The sequence below is a fragment of the Campylobacter sp. RM12640 genome (assembly GCF_020137595.1).
Lineage (GTDB): Bacteria > Campylobacterota > Campylobacteria > Campylobacterales > Campylobacteraceae > Campylobacter_E.
On record NZ_JACGAU010000001.1, the window covers coordinates 1 to 20,273 of the forward strand.

24 protein-coding genes are annotated in these 20,273 nt (G+C 27.9%); 18 read left to right on the top strand and 6 right to left on the bottom strand.

All coding sequences use genetic code 11. The features are described 5' to 3' along the window. Positions 1-36: 36 nt before the first annotated feature. Positions 37-561: a type II secretion system protein gene (locus AVBRAN12640_RS00005; RefSeq protein ID WP_336609158.1), complete on the bottom strand. Its 525-nt coding sequence runs from the start codon at positions 559-561 to the stop codon at positions 37-39. A gap of 61 nt (positions 562-622) precedes the next feature. Continuing rightward, a complete protein-coding gene (locus tag AVBRAN12640_RS00010) occupies positions 623-1,093 on the bottom strand; it encodes a type II secretion system protein (RefSeq protein WP_336609159.1) in 471 nt (156 codons plus the stop codon). 275 nt (positions 1,094-1,368) lie between these two features. On the opposite strand from AVBRAN12640_RS00010, the gene AVBRAN12640_RS00015 reads away from it, so the two are divergent. Genes AVBRAN12640_RS00015 through AVBRAN12640_RS00025 form a run of 3 tightly spaced genes read left to right on the top strand, consistent with a single transcriptional unit; the run spans position 1,369 to position 2,778 of the window. Then, a complete protein-coding gene (locus AVBRAN12640_RS00015; RefSeq protein WP_214117820.1) occupies positions 1,369-2,169 on the top strand; it encodes a ferritin-like domain-containing protein in 801 nt (266 codons plus the stop codon). 1 nt (position 2,170) lies between these two features. Then, positions 2,171-2,410, top strand: coding sequence for a hypothetical protein (locus tag AVBRAN12640_RS00020; protein WP_336608331.1), 240 nt, complete (start codon positions 2,171-2,173; stop codon positions 2,408-2,410). Then, positions 2,410-2,778: a hypothetical protein gene (locus AVBRAN12640_RS00025; RefSeq protein ID WP_336608332.1), complete on the top strand. Its 369-nt coding sequence runs from the start codon at positions 2,410-2,412 to the stop codon at positions 2,776-2,778. The genes AVBRAN12640_RS00020 and AVBRAN12640_RS00025 overlap by 1 nt, the downstream gene beginning before the upstream one ends. Before the next feature lie 17 nt (positions 2,779-2,795). Here AVBRAN12640_RS00025 and AVBRAN12640_RS00030 read toward each other — a convergent pair whose 3' ends face one another. Genes AVBRAN12640_RS00030 through AVBRAN12640_RS00040 form a run of 3 tightly spaced genes read right to left on the bottom strand, consistent with a single transcriptional unit; the run spans position 2,796 to position 4,790 of the window. Next, the gene (locus AVBRAN12640_RS00030) at positions 2,796-3,086 is read right to left on the bottom strand and encodes a hypothetical protein (protein WP_239803096.1); all 291 of its coding nucleotides are present in this window, start codon (positions 3,084-3,086) and stop codon (positions 2,796-2,798) included. A 1-nt stretch (position 3,087) separates the two neighbouring features. After that, entirely contained in the window at positions 3,088-4,008 is a 921-nt protein-coding gene (locus AVBRAN12640_RS00035; RefSeq protein ID WP_214142723.1) for an SAM-dependent methyltransferase, read from the bottom strand. Next, positions 4,005-4,790, bottom strand: a complete 786-nt coding sequence (locus AVBRAN12640_RS00040) for a M23 family metallopeptidase (protein WP_214119508.1) — start codon at positions 4,788-4,790, stop codon at positions 4,005-4,007. Before AVBRAN12640_RS00040 ends, AVBRAN12640_RS00035 begins: the two co-directional genes overlap by 4 nt. Positions 4,791-4,940: 150 nt before the next feature. Here AVBRAN12640_RS00040 and AVBRAN12640_RS00045 point away from each other — a divergent pair, with 150 nt between their 5' ends. The 7 genes from AVBRAN12640_RS00045 (at position 4,941) to AVBRAN12640_RS00075 (ending at position 11,496) form a co-directional block, all read left to right on the top strand. Further along, positions 4,941-5,243 (top strand): HMA2 domain-containing protein, encoded by a 303-nt coding sequence (locus AVBRAN12640_RS00045; RefSeq protein ID WP_214117814.1) that lies wholly within the window; start codon positions 4,941-4,943, stop codon positions 5,241-5,243. Continuing rightward, positions 5,236-5,676 (top strand): hypothetical protein, encoded by a 441-nt coding sequence (locus AVBRAN12640_RS00050; protein ID WP_214119510.1) that lies wholly within the window; start codon positions 5,236-5,238, stop codon positions 5,674-5,676. The genes AVBRAN12640_RS00045 and AVBRAN12640_RS00050 overlap by 8 nt, the downstream gene beginning before the upstream one ends. A 12-nt stretch (positions 5,677-5,688) precedes the next feature. Further along, complete coding sequence (locus AVBRAN12640_RS00055) at positions 5,689-5,907, top strand: hypothetical protein (protein WP_214117812.1); 219 nt, start codon at positions 5,689-5,691, stop codon at positions 5,905-5,907. Between the two features lie 5 nt (positions 5,908-5,912). Further along, positions 5,913-6,497, top strand: coding sequence for a YtxH domain-containing protein (locus tag AVBRAN12640_RS00060; RefSeq protein ID WP_214117811.1), 585 nt, complete (start codon positions 5,913-5,915; stop codon positions 6,495-6,497). After that, positions 6,472-8,547, top strand: coding sequence for a heavy metal translocating P-type ATPase (locus AVBRAN12640_RS00065; protein ID WP_214117810.1), 2,076 nt, complete (start codon positions 6,472-6,474; stop codon positions 8,545-8,547). Before AVBRAN12640_RS00060 ends, AVBRAN12640_RS00065 begins: the two co-directional genes overlap by 26 nt. Before the next feature lie 128 nt (positions 8,548-8,675). After that, positions 8,676-10,049: an anaerobic C4-dicarboxylate transporter gene (locus AVBRAN12640_RS00070; protein WP_336608333.1), complete on the top strand. Its 1,374-nt coding sequence runs from the start codon at positions 8,676-8,678 to the stop codon at positions 10,047-10,049. Between the two features lie 64 nt (positions 10,050-10,113). After that, the gene (locus tag AVBRAN12640_RS00075) at positions 10,114-11,496 is read left to right on the top strand and encodes a sodium-dependent transporter (RefSeq protein WP_214117808.1); all 1,383 of its coding nucleotides are present in this window, start codon (positions 10,114-10,116) and stop codon (positions 11,494-11,496) included. 40 nt (positions 11,497-11,536) lie between these two features. Here the strand turns inward: AVBRAN12640_RS00075 and AVBRAN12640_RS00080 are convergent, their stop codons facing one another. Beyond that, the gene (locus AVBRAN12640_RS00080) at positions 11,537-11,893 is read right to left on the bottom strand and encodes a hypothetical protein (protein WP_336608334.1); all 357 of its coding nucleotides are present in this window, start codon (positions 11,891-11,893) and stop codon (positions 11,537-11,539) included. Positions 11,894-12,080: 187 nt separating this feature from the next. On the opposite strand from AVBRAN12640_RS00080, the gene AVBRAN12640_RS00085 reads away from it, so the two are divergent. The 8 genes from AVBRAN12640_RS00085 to AVBRAN12640_RS00120 are packed head-to-tail and all read left to right on the top strand — an operon-like array spanning position 12,081 to position 20,148. Continuing rightward, positions 12,081-14,162 (top strand): FTR1 family iron permease, encoded by a 2,082-nt coding sequence (locus tag AVBRAN12640_RS00085; protein ID WP_336608335.1) that lies wholly within the window; start codon positions 12,081-12,083, stop codon positions 14,160-14,162. Next, entirely contained in the window at positions 14,159-14,695 is a 537-nt protein-coding gene (locus tag AVBRAN12640_RS00090) for an iron transporter (RefSeq protein WP_214117805.1), read from the top strand. Before AVBRAN12640_RS00085 ends, AVBRAN12640_RS00090 begins: the two co-directional genes overlap by 4 nt. A gap of 59 nt (positions 14,696-14,754) precedes the next feature. Next, on the top strand, positions 14,755-16,152 hold the full coding sequence (locus tag AVBRAN12640_RS00095) for a Fe-S-containing protein (RefSeq protein WP_336608336.1): 1,398 nt from the start codon (positions 14,755-14,757) through the stop codon (positions 16,150-16,152). Between the two features lie 8 nt (positions 16,153-16,160). Then, on the top strand, positions 16,161-17,462 hold the full coding sequence (locus tag AVBRAN12640_RS00100; protein WP_214117803.1) for an ABC transporter permease: 1,302 nt from the start codon (positions 16,161-16,163) through the stop codon (positions 17,460-17,462). Further along, a complete protein-coding gene (locus AVBRAN12640_RS00105; protein ID WP_214117802.1) occupies positions 17,449-18,588 on the top strand; it encodes an ABC transporter permease in 1,140 nt (379 codons plus the stop codon). Before AVBRAN12640_RS00100 ends, AVBRAN12640_RS00105 begins: the two co-directional genes overlap by 14 nt. Further along, positions 18,589-19,239 (top strand): ABC transporter ATP-binding protein, encoded by a 651-nt coding sequence (locus tag AVBRAN12640_RS00110; protein ID WP_214117801.1) that lies wholly within the window; start codon positions 18,589-18,591, stop codon positions 19,237-19,239. Beyond that, complete coding sequence (locus tag AVBRAN12640_RS00115; protein ID WP_214119523.1) at positions 19,232-19,693, top strand: TlpA family protein disulfide reductase; 462 nt, start codon at positions 19,232-19,234, stop codon at positions 19,691-19,693. The genes AVBRAN12640_RS00110 and AVBRAN12640_RS00115 overlap by 8 nt, the downstream gene beginning before the upstream one ends. Then, positions 19,690-20,148 (top strand): TlpA family protein disulfide reductase, encoded by a 459-nt coding sequence (locus AVBRAN12640_RS00120; RefSeq protein ID WP_214119525.1) that lies wholly within the window; start codon positions 19,690-19,692, stop codon positions 20,146-20,148. Before AVBRAN12640_RS00115 ends, AVBRAN12640_RS00120 begins: the two co-directional genes overlap by 4 nt. The last annotated feature ends 125 nt before the right edge of the window (positions 20,149-20,273 follow it).

The following is a 20,273-nucleotide window of genomic DNA, read 5'->3' on the forward strand; positions in this document are numbered from 1 at the left end:
CCTTAAATTATAATTAAAGTAAGAATTGTATTTTTATTACCAAGTAACGTTATTGCCACCAACTTTGATATATACCTTATTTGATATTGAACTTTTATCAATCGTGCTAGTTGGTGTAGTAAGATTTATATCAGAATAAGCACTACCTATAAGATTTAAAGCATTGATTTTATCTATTAAATCTTGACAAATTAAATCTTTTTTAGCTTGACTTCTTATCATTATATAATTTACCTTTTTTCCCGGTCTTCCATCAGCTTCTATGTATAAACAATCAGTTACTTTACCAACTCCAAGATAAGCTGCTACATAAGTACTCAAAGGATTATTTCCAACTTGATTTAAAGAAACATTTGTCATATTCCCAATACCTTCTGCAAAATTACCTTTAGTTGTGTAATAAGATGATAAATCGGTTATAAGTGTAGAAAAATTACTTAGTGCTTTTGAAATTTCAGCATCATCTCTCGTAGCATTTAGTTTAGGTATCGCAACTGCTGCTAAGATACCTAGAATAACTATTACGAAGATTAGTTCTATCATTGTAAAAGCTTTTTTCATTCATATCCTTATTTATAATTATCATAAGCTTTTAATAGCTTATGATAAAAGTATTCTTTCATTAAAGAGAAATATTGCTACCACCAATTTGTAATGTATAGCTTGAGCTTGCCTTACTTAAGTCATTACCACCAAATAAAGCTTTAGCTGTATTAGATGTTAGAGCAGAAGTACAAGCCGCATCAGACCCAGAAGCCATTGCAAATTTAACACTTCCTGCAGCTGGACTAGTAGCACCTGCTGTTGGTAATGTAATAGTCAAACAATCTTTATTTTTAACTTGAATAGTATCCGTTGTTCCACTTCCGGTTTTTAAAGGAACATTGGTCATATCTTTAATATTTGCAGCAAAATCACCTTTAGCTGTGTAATATGATGAAATATCACTTATAATTGTTGAAAAGTTACTTAAAGCTTTAGCTATTTCAGCGTCATCTCTTGTAGCATTTAGTTTTGGAATTGCAACTGCTGCTAAAATTCCTAAAATTACGATTACGAAAATCAACTCAATCATTGTAAAGCCCTTTTTCATGGCTATCTCCTTAAAAAATAATTTCACTTTATTTACACAAATGTGAAATTAAAATCTATTAGATATATGAAAAATTCCATCGCAAAATCTAGCTAAATTAGACTTAGTTAAAATATTGATTTATTAATTTCGTAAAATAAAATCAAGATTTATAGACAATAAAAGAATTTAAATAGTATTTATTTAAATTCTTTTTAATAATCTTTGGTAAAACTATGTTTTTATCAAAAATTTTATAAAATAAAAAATCGCATTTATAAGCTTTAAGGACTAATATGAAAGATTATTCGCATACTTTATTTGATGTTTTAAGCGAGAGTGATTATGCTAAAAAATTAGCTAAATTTGATGATTTTTACGATGATTTTTTAAGCAATAACCTAGCTTATAATGAATACGAGCCTTTAGTTTTAGAAGAGCCAAGTTATGCAAAAAGCCTTGAGATTATTCACCCAACAAGGATTAAAAGACCAAAAGAACTAAGTTCTGATAATGCTTTAGCAAAGACCTTGCACCAAATAGCTCATATTGAATATTCAGCAATTGACCTTGCATTAGATGCTGCTTATAGATTTTATCATACCGGCGGGCTTTTGTTTGCGAGTGATTTTTTAGAAATAGCTAAAGAAGAATGCTTACACTTTAGTCTATTAAACGACGCTTTAAATGAGCTAGGATATAAATACGGAGATTTTGGGGTGCATACTAATTTATTTGACGCTATGAGAGCTACTAATTCTAGTTTTAAGGTTAGAATGGGGGTTGTGCATAGGCATTTAGAAGCTTGTGGGCTTGATGCTAATCCTTTTGTGGTTAAAAAAATAAGCAGCACAAAACACCAAATAAAATCAAAATTATTAGAAGTTTTAAAAATCATCTTGCACGATGAAATAAGCCATGTAAATAAAGGCGATAGATGGTATAAAAACGCAGGTGGGACAAATGAGAATTTTTGTGATTTACTCTTAGAATACAAACACCTAATAAGACCTATTAAAAATATGAATGAAAACGCTAGAATTATGGCTGGATATACCCAAGATGAATTAGATGAAATAAAAAAGAATTTTAATTAATATGCTAGAGAAAATATCAAATCAAATATCAATTTTAAAAGACTTAGAACTAATTTATAATAATAATAAAATTAATTTTGCAAAAGGCTTTGAATTCGCCTTAGATTACGATGAATTATTAGCAAAATTAAATGATTATAATTTAGAAGAATTAGAGCAAATCTCAATTAATTTAGAATATTTGCAAAAAAATTATATAAATGAAATATTGTTTTTAGAAAATGCACTTAAGGATAAATAATGTTAATTTATGGATTAGATTATATAAAAAATCAATTTACAGCTTTAGAATTTGAATTAGGACTTAGTGTAAATAATGTAAGTTGTGTAAAATTTAGCGAAGAAATATTAGCAAAGCCAAATATTAAAAGAGCTATATTTTGCGATACTTTAAGTGAAGTTTTGCAATCAAATGCAGCACTTTGTGAATACATTATCCCAAATGCTAAAATCTTAAAAGACAGCGTATTTTTAGCAGAAAAATATTTATTTGATAGCAAGATTTTATCTTTTATAAAAGATACTAGCGATATTGAAAAAGCTGCTTTAATAGGTGTTGATGCGGTGCTTTTTTGCGATTTTAAAGACTGCGATGATTATTATATTTAATCTAGGAATTTCCTAGATTAATTAGTAAAAATTCTAATCCCGACATCAATTACTACAAGTATTATTAATATACTTAATAAAGTAATTAATGCTGCGTTAGACTTAGGTTTTATCTCGCTTTTAGCTTTTTCAATTTTCTTTAATTTATCATTTAATTGATATTCAAATTTATTTTGCTCTTCGCTTAATTTTTTAATTTGTTCTTTTAACTCTTGATTTCTAGTTTTAAGCAAACTTGAAAGCTCGTTTTCTAATTCGTTGATAGTATTTGCATCAACTTTTATTAATTCTTTACTTGTTTTATCCATTTTAATCTCCTTTAATGTTTTTATTAAATTCTAAACAATGAAAATTATCGCTAAAGCCAAAAAATAGATATTTAATGGCATTTGCGTATTTAATATCGCTAAATTCATCTACTCCAAATTCCATCAAAGCTCTTGATTGTTTTTTAAAGCTATGTTTTAGATTAAGTTTATCAAAATAAAAGCACAATTCATCATAATTTACATTCCAAGTAATATCACAATTTGCAAATAATTCTTCTAAATTAGCGTTAAATGGGTCAATTAATTGATGATTTTTAAATATTCTTAAACTAAACTCATCATTTAAATATGTAGAAAAATAATCAAATGTTAAAAAATAAAATTCCTTACACTTCTTATCTAAAGCACTTAAAAAATCATATATCATAGGAGAAAATTCAAAGCGTTTTTCAAGTTTATCTTGTAAATATTCATAACTATTTTTATGCTCTTTAAAGATTATTTTGCCATTTTCAACGAAGCCAAATTTATGATTATCATAAAGCTCACAAGCAAAAGCGTCAAATAATTCATTTGCGATAAAAAAGGCATTATCACTACTAAAATCATCAAAATAATAATGTTTAAATTCCACATTCAAATTCTTTTTTTGTAAAGCCCTTAGATTGTCGTGTGGCTCTATGATTTTTACATTAATTTGCTTATAAATTTCAGGGCGTTTATCTTTTAAATATGTTAAAAAATCTTTTAATAAATACCCTTCATTTGCACCGATTTCTACTATATCAATAGGTAGTTTTAAAATCTTTTCATCAACTAAAAAAATAAATCTTTTAGCACACAAAAAGCCAAAAAGCTCTCCAACACTAACAGCTGTATAAAAATCCCCATCTTTACCAACTTTTACACCTTTTTTATAATACTCTTTACTCCAAGTATCAAAATATTTACTAAAAATCAATTAAAAGCCTTTGCGTTGAATTTATTTACAAAATCAAGTGGGTCAACACTAACGCCTTTTATAGCAATTCCAAAATGAAGATGAGGTCCACTAACCCTGCCCGTATCTCCACTAAGTCCTATAATATCTGATTGTTTTACAAAATCACCCACTTTTACATTAATCTTGCTTAAATGATAATATTGCGAATAAACGCCGTATCCATGATCAATCACAACGCTACCACCTGAATAGTATCTATCTTTTGCAATAACTACTACTCCATCATTACTAGCTGGAATGCTAACTCCAATTGCTGCTCTAAAATCAGTGCCTGAATGATAACTCTTAAGAGTGTTTTCAAACACCCTAGCACTTCCAAAAGGGCTTGTAATAACACTATCTAAAGGGATTATAAAAGGCTTATTAATATATACTTTTTCGGTGCTTTTTGCATAGATTTTCACTGCTTCATCGTATTCTTTAGCAATTCTTTCTTGTAGCTTTTTGTTTGGCTTAATAATTGATGGCTTTGCAAGTTTAATTTGCTCTTTTTTATATTCTCCTTCAAGCACTTTAAGACTATATTCTTGATTGTCTAAAGTAATATTTAAAGTTTTACCACTTGAGCGATAATTTGGGGCTAAAATTAATAAGGTTTTATTATTTATCGGATATTTTGTGTAAGTGATTTCACTTTTACTAATTATTGGATTTTGAATGCTAATATCAACTTTGCCATTTATTAGATTATTTGATAGCAAAAATGTTGTAAAAAATGAGATAAAAAATAATTTTTTCATAAAATTCCTTAGTAATTTAATATAGAAAAGATTAGCAAAATAGCATAAATATTGAGTTTTTGCCACTTTTTGATTATCATTATCTTATATATTTTATTTTATTTTAAGTTTTAGGGACTACAATCATTTTTGAAAACGAAAGGATTTTTAATGGATAAAGCTAAGGTTTTAAGTGAAGTTTTAGAATACATTACAATCACTCATCACACAAGTGGTAGATTAAGACTTGATATATCTAGCAAGATAAGAGAATTAAAAGACTTAGAAAGCTACAACATTGATGAAGTTTTTAATCTAAAAGGGATTAATGAAGTTAAAGTTAATAAAATCTTAGGCAAGGTTACTATTTTATATGATGATAAAATCATATCAAAACAAAGCCTTGATAATTTAATCAATGCAAAAAACATTGATGAGATTAACCTAGCTTTAAAGGAGCTTAACATTGCTTGAGCTAAGATTTGAAAACCAAGAGTTTTTGCAAGAACTAGAAAACAGCGATATAAGAAGAGCTTTTGAGCTAGATTTAACTAGCATAAAATTATATGAGTATTATGCTAATTGCTTTAATGATGGTATTTTAAGAGATATTTTAAATGCAAAAAAGCAATTAAATCAATTATTAATTAGCGATAATAATGCTTTATTAGTTGAGTGCAGTTTAAATGATGCTTATTTGCTACTTTTAGCAAAAGAATTTGAAATCGTTCAAGCTTATAAAATAGCGGCTAATGTTTGCAAAGATGAAAAGCTAAAAGACCTTATTTTTAGACTTTGGGCTAGTTCGGTTAATGAGTATCAGGTGGCTTTAAGAAAAAGCCTTGCGACTAATGAATTTAATGTAGATTCTTTAGTTAGTAATTTTTTAAAAGATATTTTAAAATAAAGGAAGATTATCATGCCAATTCCATTCATATTAGGTGCAGCATTAGGCGTAGCTGCAGTAACAATTTATAATAAAAAAGATAGTATTAAAAAAAGTATAAGTGAGTTTAATTCTCAAGATTTTGCAAAAAGTGCAGGAAAAATGACAGAAAATGCAATTTTAAAAATCTCAAAACTTAAACCTTGTTGCAAATGCGAGAAAGAAGTAGCTAAAAAAAGCTCTAAGAAGTAAAAATTATGCTTACATCAAATAGAGTTCCGAGTGATCATTTATTAAGCTCTAGTCTTAATAATTTTTTTACAACTCAAGATTTAAAAGCAAGTTTAAAGGTAGGAGTTACTAGCTATTTTGCAATTAAAACAAGCAATGATATAGCTAGGAAAGATTATAAAAACGCAATAGTTTCTGGAATTAGTGGAATTTTAATTAATCAATTTTTAGGAGAAAATAAAATGACAAATAATAATAATCCATATTTAAACAACAATCAAAATTACAATGTTAATCAAGGATATAACAATCAAAATTATTCTTATAATCCATATTTAAATAATGTTTCAAACAATAATTTAAATAATACTGCAAACAACAATCAAAATACAGGCTTTTTAAGTTCGCTAACAACTCAAGGAACAGGGCTTTTTGGCTCTCCTTTAGTAAAAGGAATTTTAATTGGTGCTGCGGTTACTTATTTATTAAGCAATAAAGATGCAAAAGATACTTTAGCAAAAGGTGTTGCAAAAATTCAAAGTTTTGCTAGTGCTGCTATTGAAGAATTTAAAGAGCAAGTAGAAGATGCAAAAGCTTCAATGCAAGAATAATTGTAAGGTTATTCATCACTCTAAAAATCGTCTTAGAATTAGGCTAAATACGCTTAATAATCTAAGCGATAATCATTTATTAGTAAGTGAGTTTAATCTTAATTTTTCTGGTGTTTTTGTAAGTGTTAATAATGCTTCAAAAAGCTTAGTTTTTACAAGTTCAAAAGAAATTGATAATAATTTAGCTCAAAAAATATTAGATTTTTTTAGCACTTATGAAATTAAGCAATTAAAAAAAGCAAAAGAAACTCCAAGTAAGGCTATGATTTATTCATCTATTTTAGCTTTAGCAAATAGCTATAAAACAAGCCCTATTTATGATGGTTTTGTTTCTAGTGCAACTGCATTGCCTTTATTAAAAGAAGGAACTTTAGAACTTATTGAAAATGGTTTAACTTCAAAAGTATTAGAAGCAGCAGCAGTAGGAGTTTCTTTATATAGAAAAGATTATAAGGCAGCAAATAGCACTAATTTAATGCTAAATATTGGCGAATATATTGAAGAAAGCGTAGTAGCAAAAAGTGATGATTTGATAAAAGAACTAGCAAAACCACAAATAACTCACGCTTGGGTAGAAGTTAATCAAGAGCTTGTTAAAAAAAGTGCAAAAGATTTGGTAGTAGGGGATATTGTAGTGGTATCTCAAGGAGATAATATAGCGGTTGATGGTTATATTGTTGATGGGATTGCTAGTATTAATCAAGTTTCTATGACAGGAGAAGCCCAAGCAGTTACTAAAAGTCGTGGAGATAGGGTTTTAAGTGGAACCGTGGTAGTTGAAGGTCGTATTAAAATATGGGCTGAAAGTGTTGGAGAAAATACATCAACGGCTAAGATTTTACATTATATGAAAGATTGCTTAGAAGAAAAATCAAAAATAGGGCAAAAAGCTTATAAATTAGCAGATAGTTTAGTGCCTGTTACTTTAGGACTTGCTGGACTTGCATATTTATATAAAGGAAGTGCAGCGATGGCTAGTGTGCTTCAAGCTGATTATTCTTGTGCTTTAAAATTAGCAACTCCTGTGGCATTTAAAAGTGCTATTTCTTATGCAGGAAGAAGACAGATATTGCTTAAAGGTAGCACTGCTTTAGAGAATTTAAGCTCGGTTGATACTTTTGTATTTGATAAAACAGGCACATTAACTTATGGGGATTTAAAAGTTGAAAGCGTTCATGTATTTAGTCCAAAATATGATGAAAAAACCTTGCTAAACCTTAGTGCAAGTGCTGAAGAGCATTATTTTCACCCTGTTGCAGAAGCTATAGTAAAGGCTGCTAAAGAGCGTGGATTTTCTCATATTAATCACGGAGAAGTGGAGTTTATAGTAGCACACGGCGTTAAAACTAGCATTGATAATGAAGAAGTAATAATTGGTTCAAGGCACTTTTTAGAAGATGATGAAGGTGTTGATTTTTCTAGGGCTAATGCAAATATTAAAGAACTTTTAGATAAAGGCTTAACTCTTTTATATGTAGCAAAATCTAAAGAATTATTAGGCGTAATTGCTATGAAAGATGAAATTAGAAGCAATGCTAAAGAAGTCTTAGCAAAGCTTAAGCAAAACGGCGTAAAAGAATTAGTAATGCTAACAGGCGATATTGAAAGTAGGGCTTTAGAAGTTGCAAAAGAACTTGGAATTGATAAGGTTTATGCAGAGCTTTTACCACAAGATAAAGCAAATATTTTAGCTAGTTTAAAAGCTCAAGGCAAAAAAGTAGCCTTTATAGGCGATGGTATAAATGACGCTCCATCGTTAGTTCAGGCTGATGTTGGAATTTCTATGCAAAAAGGTGCTGATTTAGCAAAAGCTAGTGCTGATATTGGATTACTAAGAGATGATTTTGCTTGTATTTTAGAAGCAAAAGTTATAGCTAATGAAACTATGAAAAAAATTGATAAAAACTTTAGCACAACGGTATGGGTTAATTCATTCATATTAGGTGCTGCAACACTTGGTTTATTAAGCCCAGCAGCTACTGCATTTGCTCATAATGGCACAACTATTGGCTTATTGGCTAATGCTATAAAACATAAGCAATTATTTTAAATTATATTAGGAATTTGATTTTAAATTCCTAATTTTTCTTTTTAATTATTCTTTAAAATTTAAATCTTTTAATTTTTATAAAACATTAAAATAATTATGTGTAAAATTGGCATTTTAAAGGAGTTAAAATGAAAAACAAATATGTTTGGATTGTTGTAGCGATTTGCTTTTTGCTTTTTGCAAATGTTGTTGGATTTTTGGATTTAGCCATAGTTTTAGCGGCTATATTTTTAGGTGTTAGACTTGGTGGAATTGCCATTGGTTATACTGGTGGGATTGGAGTTATTTTATTAGGTATTTTGTGTGGTATAAAACCAGGCGAAATTCCAACTTCGGTAATTTTAATCATTATGTCAGTAATTGCAGCAATTTCGGCTATGCAATTAGCAGGTGGGCTTGATTATTTGGTGCATATTGCTGAAAAAATACTTAGGAAAAATCCTAAAAAAATCAATTATTTAGCTCCTAGTATTACTTATTTTTTAACTATTTTAGCAGGGACAGGGCATACTGCGTTTTCTATGATACCAGTAATTGTTGAGGTTGCAAAAGAGCAAAATATTAAGCCAAAAGCTCCACTTAGCCTTGCAGTTGTATCAAGTCAAATAGCAATTACTGCAAGTCCTGTTAGTGCAGCTGTTGTTTATCTTAGTGGTGTACTTGAGCCTTTTGGATATTCTTATTTAACATTATTAAGCATTTGGATAGGTAGCACTTATTTAGCTTGTATGCTTAGTGCTTTTTTAGTAACTAAGTTTTCAAATCTTGATTTAAGTTCTGATGAGTATTATCAAGAATTACTTCAAAAAGGTGAAATAGCAAAAAAACAAAGCACTCAAAAAGAGATTATTAAAGGTGCTAAGACTAGCGTTGCGATTTTTGTTATTGGCGTTTTAGCTGTTGTTTGTTATGCGACTTATATTTCAGGCTTAAAAGCTGATAAGATAATTATCCCAAGAGATAGTGCTATTATGTGCGTAATGCTTAGCATTGCTACTTTTATTGTATTAAGCACTAAAATCAATACTTCAAAAATCATTGATACAAGTGTATTTAAGAGCGGTATGAATGCTTGTGTTTGTGTTTTAGGTGTTGCGTGGCTAGGAGATACTTATGTAAGCGCTCATAGTAATGAAATAAAAGAATTTGCTAAAGGCTTAGTAGAACAATATCAATTCTTATTAGCTTTTGCCTTTTTCTTTGCTAGTATGCTTTTATATTCTCAAGCAGCAACTGCTAAAGCAATAGTTCCATCAGTAATTGTTGCACTTGCATTAAATGAAAACCCAGAAAACGCAAAAATAATCATCGCTTCTTTTGCAGCAGTTTCAGCACTCTTTGTGTTACCAACTTACCCAACATTACTTGGTGCGGTTGGAATGGATGATACAAAAACTACTAGGATAGGAAAGTATGTATTTAACCATTCTTTCTTTATTCCAGGCGTTTTAATGATTGCTTTAAGCGTTGCTTTAGGATTTTTATTTGTAAAATTTATTTAAAAAAAACTTGAAATTATCATTATTTTTTGTATAAAATGTATCCTTTTTCAAAAAAGGATACATTATGAAACGACTTACTTGGAGTAATAGACTTACATATATTTTGACCGTTGCAGGTGCTACTATTGGATTTGGAGCTACTTGGAGATTTCCTTATATGGTAGGAGAAAATGGTGGTGGTGCTTATGTTTTATTATTTATAATAGCTATGTTTTTAGTCGGTGTTCCTATTATCTTAGTAGAAAATATAATAGGCAGAAGAATGCATAAAAATAGCGTTGATTGTTTTAGTAAAAAATGGCAATTTGTTGGGTATTTAGGGCTATTTGGAAGCTATGCGATTATGGCTTATTATATGGTTTTAGGTGCTTGGGTAATTAGCTATATTGTAAATATTATTATGTCTATGTTTAATTTAGGCGGGCTTGATTTAACTTCAGTAATTACAGCAGAGCAAACTAGCTTACATTATCAAAAAAATATAGAAAATGACCCTTTAATGATAGGAATTTATACATTTATTTTTGTATTTATTAATTGGATTATTTTAAGGCGTGGAGTTATTGATGGAATTGAGCGTTCTGTTAAGTATCTAATGCCGCTTTTGTTTTTATGTCTTATTGCTATGGTTATTAGAAATGTTACTTTAGATGGGGCAATTGAAGGGATTAAGTTTTATTTATATCCTGATTTTAGCAAGATTACACCTAATATATTTTTATATGTTATAGGACAAGTATTTTTTGCTTTATCGCTTGGATTTGGGGTTATGATTACATTATCAAGTTACCTTGATAAAGGCGAGGATTTATTAAAAACAGCAATTATTACAGGTATTGTAAATACTCTTGTAGCGGTTTTAGCAGGATTTATGATATTTCCTTCTTTATTTTCTTTTGGATTAAGTCCTGATGCTGGTCCATCATTAGTATTTAAAACCTTACCAATAGTGTTTTCTCATATGCATTTTGGGGATTTCTTTGCTATAGTGTTTTTTGTTTTATTATTAACAGCTGCACTTACTACGAGTTTGCCTATTTATCAAGTAATTATTTCTGTATTAGAAGAAAAATTTAAAATCTCAAAAAATACAGCGATTAATTTAGTTTTAGGTGGAATTTTTATATTAGGAAATATTCCTGCTTTATTAAGTTATGGAGTGCTTGATAATGTTTTAATTTATGGAAGAAATATTTTTGATACATTTGATTTTATTAGTGGAAATATTTTATTTGTAATTACAGCTTTACTTTGTGTAATTTATGTTGCTTTTGTTTTAGGTAAAGATGAAGCTTTAAGAGAAATTAGCAATAATTATGAACTTAAAAATCCACTTTATAAAGCTTGGTTTTATTATATAAAATATTTTATTCCTATTGTAATTATTGTAATTTTTATAAGTGGTTTTGAGAATTTAAAATCATATATTTTGGGATTTTTTAATTAAATATTTTACGATTTAGCATTAGCTAAATCGTAAGTATAAATTATTTTTTGTTTTCTACTTTTTCTTTTTTGTTGTGTTTTGATTTTTTAGCTTCTTTACTTTTTTTATTTTTCTTAGCTTCTTTTTTTGCCTTTTTAATTTCTTCTTTTGTTTGTTTTACTTCTTCTTTAACTACTTCTTTTTTTTCTTCTACTTTATCGCTAACTTGTTTTACCACTTCTTCTTTAGCTTTTACTTTTTCTACTACCTTTTGCTCACTTTTTTCTAGTATTTTTTCAGCTTTTGCATCATTGATACATTCAGCACTTTTGCAATCTAAAACATCAACTGCAGGAATTTCAGCAGCACATAAATTAAGGCCTATAAAGGCAACTAATGACAAACATACTTTTTTCATTTTTATCTCCTTTTAAAAAAGTCGCGAAATTGTAGGAGCGAATTATTAAAAATAGTTAATAAGAATAAATTATTTTTATCAACATTAATTCTAATTGATAATAATGAAAAAAATAATAAGTATCATTTAGATTTTATTTATTTATAACTCATACAATAATGAGTAAAATTATTATAAAGGTTATCTTGTGAAAAAAATATTTTTGCTTATTTTTGCTATTTGTATATCTTTAATAGCTAGAGATGATGTTGATTATTTCAAGGAAAAAGATTTAATTATAGAAAAGCTAAATAAAGGTTTAGAAGCCTATAAAAAAGGTGATGCAAAAACTGCAAGACAACTTGCAAGTGAAGCTTATTTTCAACATTTTGAAAATATGGAAGGTCCTATTGGAAGAAATATTGGTAGAAAAGGCTATTTGATGGAGAGAAAATTTACCAATCTTCGTGGTTATTATGGGCGTGGAGAAAATATAGGCAAAATTGAAGCTTTAATAGATGGTTTGATATTTGATTTAGAAGAAGTAACGCCAGTTATACAAAATGGCTTTAAAATAGTTGCAGTAGCCTCTGATCCAAATTATGATAAAGCAAAAGCTGAAATGAATGCAAGAGAGAATTTGTTAAAAACTTGCATTGAAGGTGAGATGATGTTTGGAGCAGATGAAAATAGTGCAAAAACTAAATGTGAAGAACAAAAAGCAGCAGAATTAGCCCATCTTAGCAAAGAAGCAAGTGGAGAAATCACAAAACCAACTATGCAAAAAGAAGTTTATGATAGTTTAGAAGACCTTCAAGCAGCAGCTGCGATTGACCCGAAATTACAATATGTATATGATTTATTAAGTGAGAAATTTGACGAAGCTATTCAATATAATAAGCAAGGAGAATTTACAAAAGCAGCTGATACAATTGGCGTTGCAAGAGAAGAAATATATATAAATACAAATATTGAAATTCTAATAAATGCAACAAAAAATCTTAATATGAGAAGCAAGTTAAGAAGTTTTGGCAGTAATATTCGCGAAGGAAAAGTAACTGAAAGCGATATGAGAGCTAGAAGTGAAGAGATATTAGATTCTATATTTGATGTAATGACTAAAATAGATGCTAGTAATTTAGATAAATTAAAATTAGTTGGATATGTTGATGAGACTAAGAATGTAGATTATACTCAAGTTGCAACTGATATTAAAATAGCTTTAAATAAAATAGTTCAAGACTATGAAACAATGGGAGAAAAAGCAAGTATTGATGCTCTTCAAAATATATATTTAGACATTTTTGAAGCAAAAGGAATGGAGAGTAAAATTGGTGCTGTTAATTCAAATATAAAGCTTGAAATAGAAGCAAAATTTACTAAAGGAACAGCACTAATTAAAAGTAAGGCTTCTAAAGATGAGTTAATTGCTAATTTTGATGAGTTAAACAAATTAATTGAAAGTCAGTTAGATAAAATCAATGATACAAGTGTTTGGTTTTTATTTATATCATCACTTACTATTATTTTAAGAGAAGGTTTAGAAGCTTTAATAATAGTAGTTGCAATAATTTCATATATTATTCAAAGCGGTAATAAAGACAGATTAAATATAGCTTATTCAGCACTTGGTAGTGGTGTTGTTTTATCATTTATCACTGCTTTTATAGTTTCATATTTTATTAAAAATTCAGGACAAAGTAGAGAGCTAATAGAAGGTGTAACAATGCTAATTGCTGTTGTTTTATTATTTTATGTTGGCTTTTGGCTACTTAGTAATGCAAGAAATAAAAAATATGCAAGTAATTTAAAAGAGCAAGCAAGATTAGCTATTACAAATGGCAGTGCTAAAACATTATGGTGGACCGTGTTTTTAGCAGTATTTAGAGAAGGTGCTGAAACAATATTGTTTTATCAAGCATTATTGATTGATTCTGGTTCTAGTGCTGGACTTAGTGCTGTTTTAGGTGGTTTAGCTCTTGGTATTGTTATATTAGTAGTTTTATATTTCTTACTTAAAGCTGGTGCAATTAGAATTCCTATAAAACAATTTTTCTTAATAACCTCAATCATTATTTTTTATATGTGTTTTGCTTTTACAGGCAAAGGGATTATGGAACTTGTTGAGGGCAAGGTCTTAACTCCACATCTCATACCAATGCAATTTGAAAGCATTACTTGGTTAGGATTATATCCTTATTATGAGAGCTTAGTTTTACAGGCAATAATCCTCGTCCTATTAATAGGAGGAGTTGTTTATATGCAAATCAAATCAAAGGAGAAACAATGAAAAAATCATTGCTTAGTTTAGTAGCAGGTGCTTTTTTAGCGTCTTCAGTGTTTGCAGGAGAAGTTGAAATTCCTACAATTGATGGTGCAGAAAGCTATAAATTACACGGAATGGAAATAGCAGCTGTGTATCTTCAACCAATTGAAATGGAGCCAAGAGGTATTGATTTAGCAGCGTCTTTAGCTGATATTCACTTAGAAGCTGACATTCACGCTCTTAAAGAAAATCCAAATGGTTTTCCTGAAGGTTTTTGGATGCCATATCTTACAATTGGCTATAAATTAACTAACCTTGATAATGGTAAAACAAAAGTTGGAAAACTTATGCCAATGGTAGCTGATGATGGTCCTCACTATGGTGCAAATATTAAAATGGATACAGGAATTGGTAATTATGAATTAGAATTTGTAATTGATAATCCTGAAAAACAAGGTTTTGGTCGCCATGTAGATAAAGAAACAGGTGTTGGCGAGTGGTTTGATACATTTAACGTTAAATACAAATTCAAATACACAGGAACACCTGATAAATAAAACTTAAAATATAGAAAGCTTAGGCTTTCTATAAAAAATATACAAAAATAAGGACAATAATGAGTATATATTTTGTGCATATATTTTTAGAGTGCTTTTTAGTTAGTTTTTTTACAGCTTTTTATGCTAAAAATTCATCATTAAAATTAAATATTATTTTTACTTTAGTTGGTTTTATTTTTGGATATATTTTATTTTATATATTCCACTATGAAAAAGTAGATAGAATAGGAGTATTAACAGCTAATATAATTTTATTAGTTACTTTATTTTTTAGCTTAATTAAATTAGTAATTTTTAAAAATAATTCTTTATTTGCTTATATATTAAGCTTTTTTATATCTTTAGCAGCTTCTTTAAAATACTTTTTATTATCAGTTGCTTATCCTATATTTTCATCAAGTTTGTTAGATACTCAAGGGATTTTAAATTTTGGCTTTATTTTATTAGCTATTTTTATTTGTATTATTTTTTATATTAATTTTCTTTTTGCTAATTCAAATTCATTTTCAAAATCAAGAATTTGTATTTATATAATTTTTGCAATTATGTTTTTAAATACTGCTTTTGCTGAGATTATGTATTATCTAATTAGAATTGGAGTTAGTGATAGCTCTATTTTGCTTAGTTATATTACTAAGAGTAGATATTATGCCGAGTTTTATTATTATATCTGCTTGATTTTAGGTATTATTTATGTTGGCACTTGCTTAAAAAATAGACCAAAATATAGAGAAAAAGCTTGTGATTTTGACATAGAATATAGAAAAAATATCGCAAAAACTTTTAGTATAAATTCTCATTTTACTATTCATTTTATATTAAGTATTAGTGCTGCTTTAGTTATGTTATTTTATGATTTAGTAGATTCTAAACCTATTCAAGTTGATGAGCCAAAAATCATTACTCCTAAAAATAAAGATTATTTTGAATTTGATGCTAAAGATATTCAAGATGGTAAATTATATCGCTATGCTTATATTTCTAGCTCTGGTAAGGAAATTAGATTTTTTATAATTAATCGCCACGCAGGTAAGCAAACTCCTGTAGTAGTATTTGATGCTTGTAGTATTTGTGGGGATAATGGCTATGTTATGAAAAATAATGAATTATTATGTGTAGCTTGTAATGTTAGGATATTTTTACCTAGCGTAGGTAAAGAAGGTGGTTGCAATCCAATTCCTTTAAAATTTGAAGTTATTAACGATAAGATAATTGTGAAAGTAAAAGATATATTAGGTGGGGAAAACTATTTTAGTAAAGTAGTTGAAATGCAAGTTCAAGACCCAGTAAATAAAGAAAAATTTCTAAACACAAAAGCTAAGAAAACCTATATTTATAATGGTATTAGTTATTATTTTAATTCTATTGAAAGTTATCAAGAATTTAAAAAAGACCCATCAAAATTTGTAAGCTCAAGTGATAAAGCTTTATTTTTGATTGAAAGAAGAAGTTAGGAGTAAAAATGTTTTTAAGAATAGTAAAAAAATCAATTTTAGGCAATCCTATTCAAAAATTATTAAGTTTTGCGACTATTTTTTTAGCTTGTTTGCTCCTTGCTTGTATGCTTAATATAACTCTTGGGGTTGGCAATCAGCTAGGAAAAGAGCTAAGAAATTATGGAGCAAATATTAGTGTTTTACCACAAGGCTCATCTTATAGTATTGAAGTTGGTAATAAAAGCTTTAAATTACAAAGCGAAAGTAAATTCCTAAATCTTGATGATTTGAGAAAAATTAAAGATATTTTCTGGTCAAATAATATAACAGCAATAGCTCCATTTAAACAACGCCAAGTAGAATTTCAAGGCAAAAAAATCAGTATCTTAGGCACATATTTTAACAAAGAATTAGTCATAGAACAAGATAAATTTGGTAATAAAACCGTGGTATTTGATACTGGATTTTTATCTCTTTTACCTTTTTTAAAGACTGATTTAAATTTTGTAAATGATAATAGTTTAGAAAATGAAGTAAATATAAGTGAAAAATTAGCAAATTCTTTAAATCTTAAAGCTAATGATACTTTTAAAGTGCTTATAAATGATAAAGAAGTAGAGTTAAAAGTAGTTGGTATTGTGAGTAATTTGGGTGATTATGAAGATAAAATTTTAATTAATATAGATAGATTAAATGATATTTTAAATGAGCCAAATACTTATGAAAGAGCAGAAGTATCAGCTCTAACAATTCCAGAAAATGACATAGCTCATAGGGCAAGATATGATATAAAGAGTTTAAATCAAGTGGAATTTGATAATTGGTATTGCACGGCTTTTGTAAGCTCTATTGCATATCAAATTGAAGAAAATTATAAAGGAGCAAGTGCAAAAGCTGTTAGTAAAGTAGCAGATGCTGAAAGCTCTATCGTTAAAAAAATTCAAGGTCTAATGGGAATTATTTTTATTATATCTTTAATTGTCGCAAGTATTGCAGAAGCGTCTTTAATAAATAGCGATGTTTATAGAAGAAAAAAAGAAATAGGTTTGTTTAAAGCATTAGGCGCTAGTAATTTACAAGTTTATTTGGTTTTTGCGATTGATTATTTGTTTGTTAGTTTAATTGCTAGTATTTTTGGTGCTGTGTTTGGATTTTTTGTAAGTGATATTATATCTTATAGCATTTTTTCTCATAGTATTGAATATAACTTCATAATTATATTTATTTGTATGTTTTTTGCTAGTTTGGTGGCTTTACTTGGCTCATTAATAGCTACTAAGAATTTTGTAAATCTTGAAATAGTTGAGGTGTTATATGAGCGTAAATAACTTTTTTTTCACACAAGTTAAAAAGAGTATAGTTTTTTCAAAACAAAGATTAATAATAGTTTTAATATCAATTTTTATAGGAACTTGCGTTACTAATGCTTTTTTAAATATATATTTTGATATTGACAATAAAATGAGCAAAGAGCTTAAAAGTTACGGAGCTAATATGCTAATTAGTTCTAAAAGTGATGATTATTTAGATATTAAAGAAGCTAATTTAATTAAATCAAAAATTAGTAAAGACAAATTATTAGCTTATTCTCCTTATTTATACTTTAGCCCTGTTTTTTCTACAAGGCAATTAATAGTAGCTGGGGTTGATTTTGATGAATTTAAAAAAATCAATAAGTTTTTATTAGTTAAAAAAGGTAGCCTAAGTCAAAGCGAATATTCAAAAGATAATAGTATTTATTTAGGTATAGACTTAGCAAATACTCTAAAAAAAGACATAAATCAAAAACTACCTTTAACAATAGTAAAAAATGGTATTCCTTATGAGAAAACTTATATTATAAAAGGGATTTTTTCTACTGGAGATGAGATTGATGCTATGGCTTTTATCAATTTAAATTCCGCTAAAGATTTATCGGGTATTAATGATAAATATTCTTATGTATCTTTAATAGTTGATGATGATTTTGAAAATCTATCAGAGCTTAGCAAAATAGCAGTAAGCAATAATGCAGAATTAAAACCAATTTTAAGTGTTAGTTTAAAAGAAGGAGCAATTTTAGAAAAAATAAAAGGTCTTATGTTTTTGATTTCTATTGTTATTTTAATAATTAGCTCAACAAGTGTTAATACAACTCTTAGTTCAATTATTTTTTCAAGAAAAAAAGAAATAGCCTTGCATTTAGCTCTTGGGGCTAGTTTTAAAGATATAGCAAAATTATTTGCTTATGAAGTATTTATTTTAGCTGTTGTTTCATCTTTATTGGGCACTATTGGTGGGTATTTTTTAGCACAGATTTTAGGTAATATTATTTTTAATGCTAGTATAGATTTTAGATTAAGTGCTTTTGTGCTTTCAATTTTTATATCATTATTTTTTGCATCATTTGCTGCGTATTTTCCGATAAAAAAAGCATTGCAAATAGATATAGTAGGTAATTTAAGAGGAGAATAAATGAGTATTATTAAGGTTAGTAATTTACATAAAAGATTTGATAAAGCCCATGTTTTAAAAGGTCTTAATTTTGAATTAAATCAAGGTCGTTGGCTTAGTATTGTAGGTAAGAGTGGTAGTGGAAAAACTACGCTTTTAAATATTTTATCATTGCTTGATAATGCAAGTGAAGGCGAATACTTTTTAGATGGTATTAATGTAACTCATTTAAGTGAAGCTGATAAACAAAGAATAAGAAGAGAAAAAATAGGGCTTATTTTTCAACAATTTCATTTAATACCTTATTTAAGCGTATTAGAAAATGTTATGCTAGCTCAATATTATCATTCAAGTATTGAAGAAAATGATGCTAAGAAAATCTTAGATAAAGTAGGATTGTTAGATAGATTAGAGCATTTACCTAGCGAATTAAGTGGTGGTCAGCAACAACGCCTTTGCATAGCTAGAAGTCTTATTAATAATCCAAATATTTTATTAGCTGATGAGCCTACTGGCAATCTTGATGAAGAAAATGGAGAAATAGTTTTAGATATATTTAAAAAATTAAGAAGCGAAGGCAAGACAATTATATTAATTACTCACAATCCTGACTTGGCTAAAAATGGAGATGAGATAATTACTATTAAAGATGGACTTATAGTGAATGAATAAAATTCTAATAGTTTTAATACTTTTGTTTTTTGTATCTTGCGAAGATAATAAGCTAGTATTAAATAAACAAGCTCCTAATATTCTTGCAAAAACTACAGCTTTAAATAAAATAGAATTAAAAAGACAAGGTATAGAATTGATAGAATTTTGGCAAAATGGTTGTGCTGCTTGTCTTAAAGTAATGGCTGGATTAAATGAATTTGCGAATGAAAATAATATTAGTATCTATGCAATTAATTCTATTGATGATTTAAATACTATTAAAAAACACGAATTAGAACACCAATATTCAAATATGATTTTTTTAAAAGATGAAGAAGACATTAGCTGGAGTAGGTATGATATTTTTGCTGTTCCGACTTTATTTATTTTAAAAGATGGAGTTTATGTGGATAAGGTATTAGGCGATAGAAGTTTGGAATTTTTAACTAATAAGATTAAGGAATATTTATGAGATTTTTTCTAGCAATTTTCATATTTTTACTTTGTGCTTGTAAAGATGAAGCAATGCTAGCTTTAAATTCAAAAGAGCCAATACATTTAAGTTATAGTGCGAAAGAACAAGCATTAAAGGGATTAAATGAGCCTTTTATGTTGTTTTTTTACACAAAGGATTGCGGTGTATGTGCTAAACAAATTCCTATCTTAAATGAGCTTAGTAAGGATTATAAAATTATTGCTGTATTAGGTGGTATGAGAGATTATGATATGGCAAAAGAAAGCTTAAAAGGTGTTACATTTGCTACTATTTATGAGAGTTTAGATGTTGAGTATTTAAGTAATGTAGTAGGTGGTGTTTGGGGTGTGCCTGCTATGTTTATTTACGATAAAGATGGAAAAATGGTTAAAAAATTTATATCGCTTACTCCAAAATCTGTCTTAGAAAATGAATTAAATATGTTGATTTAATATTAAAAACGCATAAGTAAAATCTAAAATATTTTGCATTTAAAAATAATTAAGAATTTCATTTGATACTTTAATATTCAAAAATTAGCAAAACTTTAATTAGTATTACAAAACTAAAAGGTTTA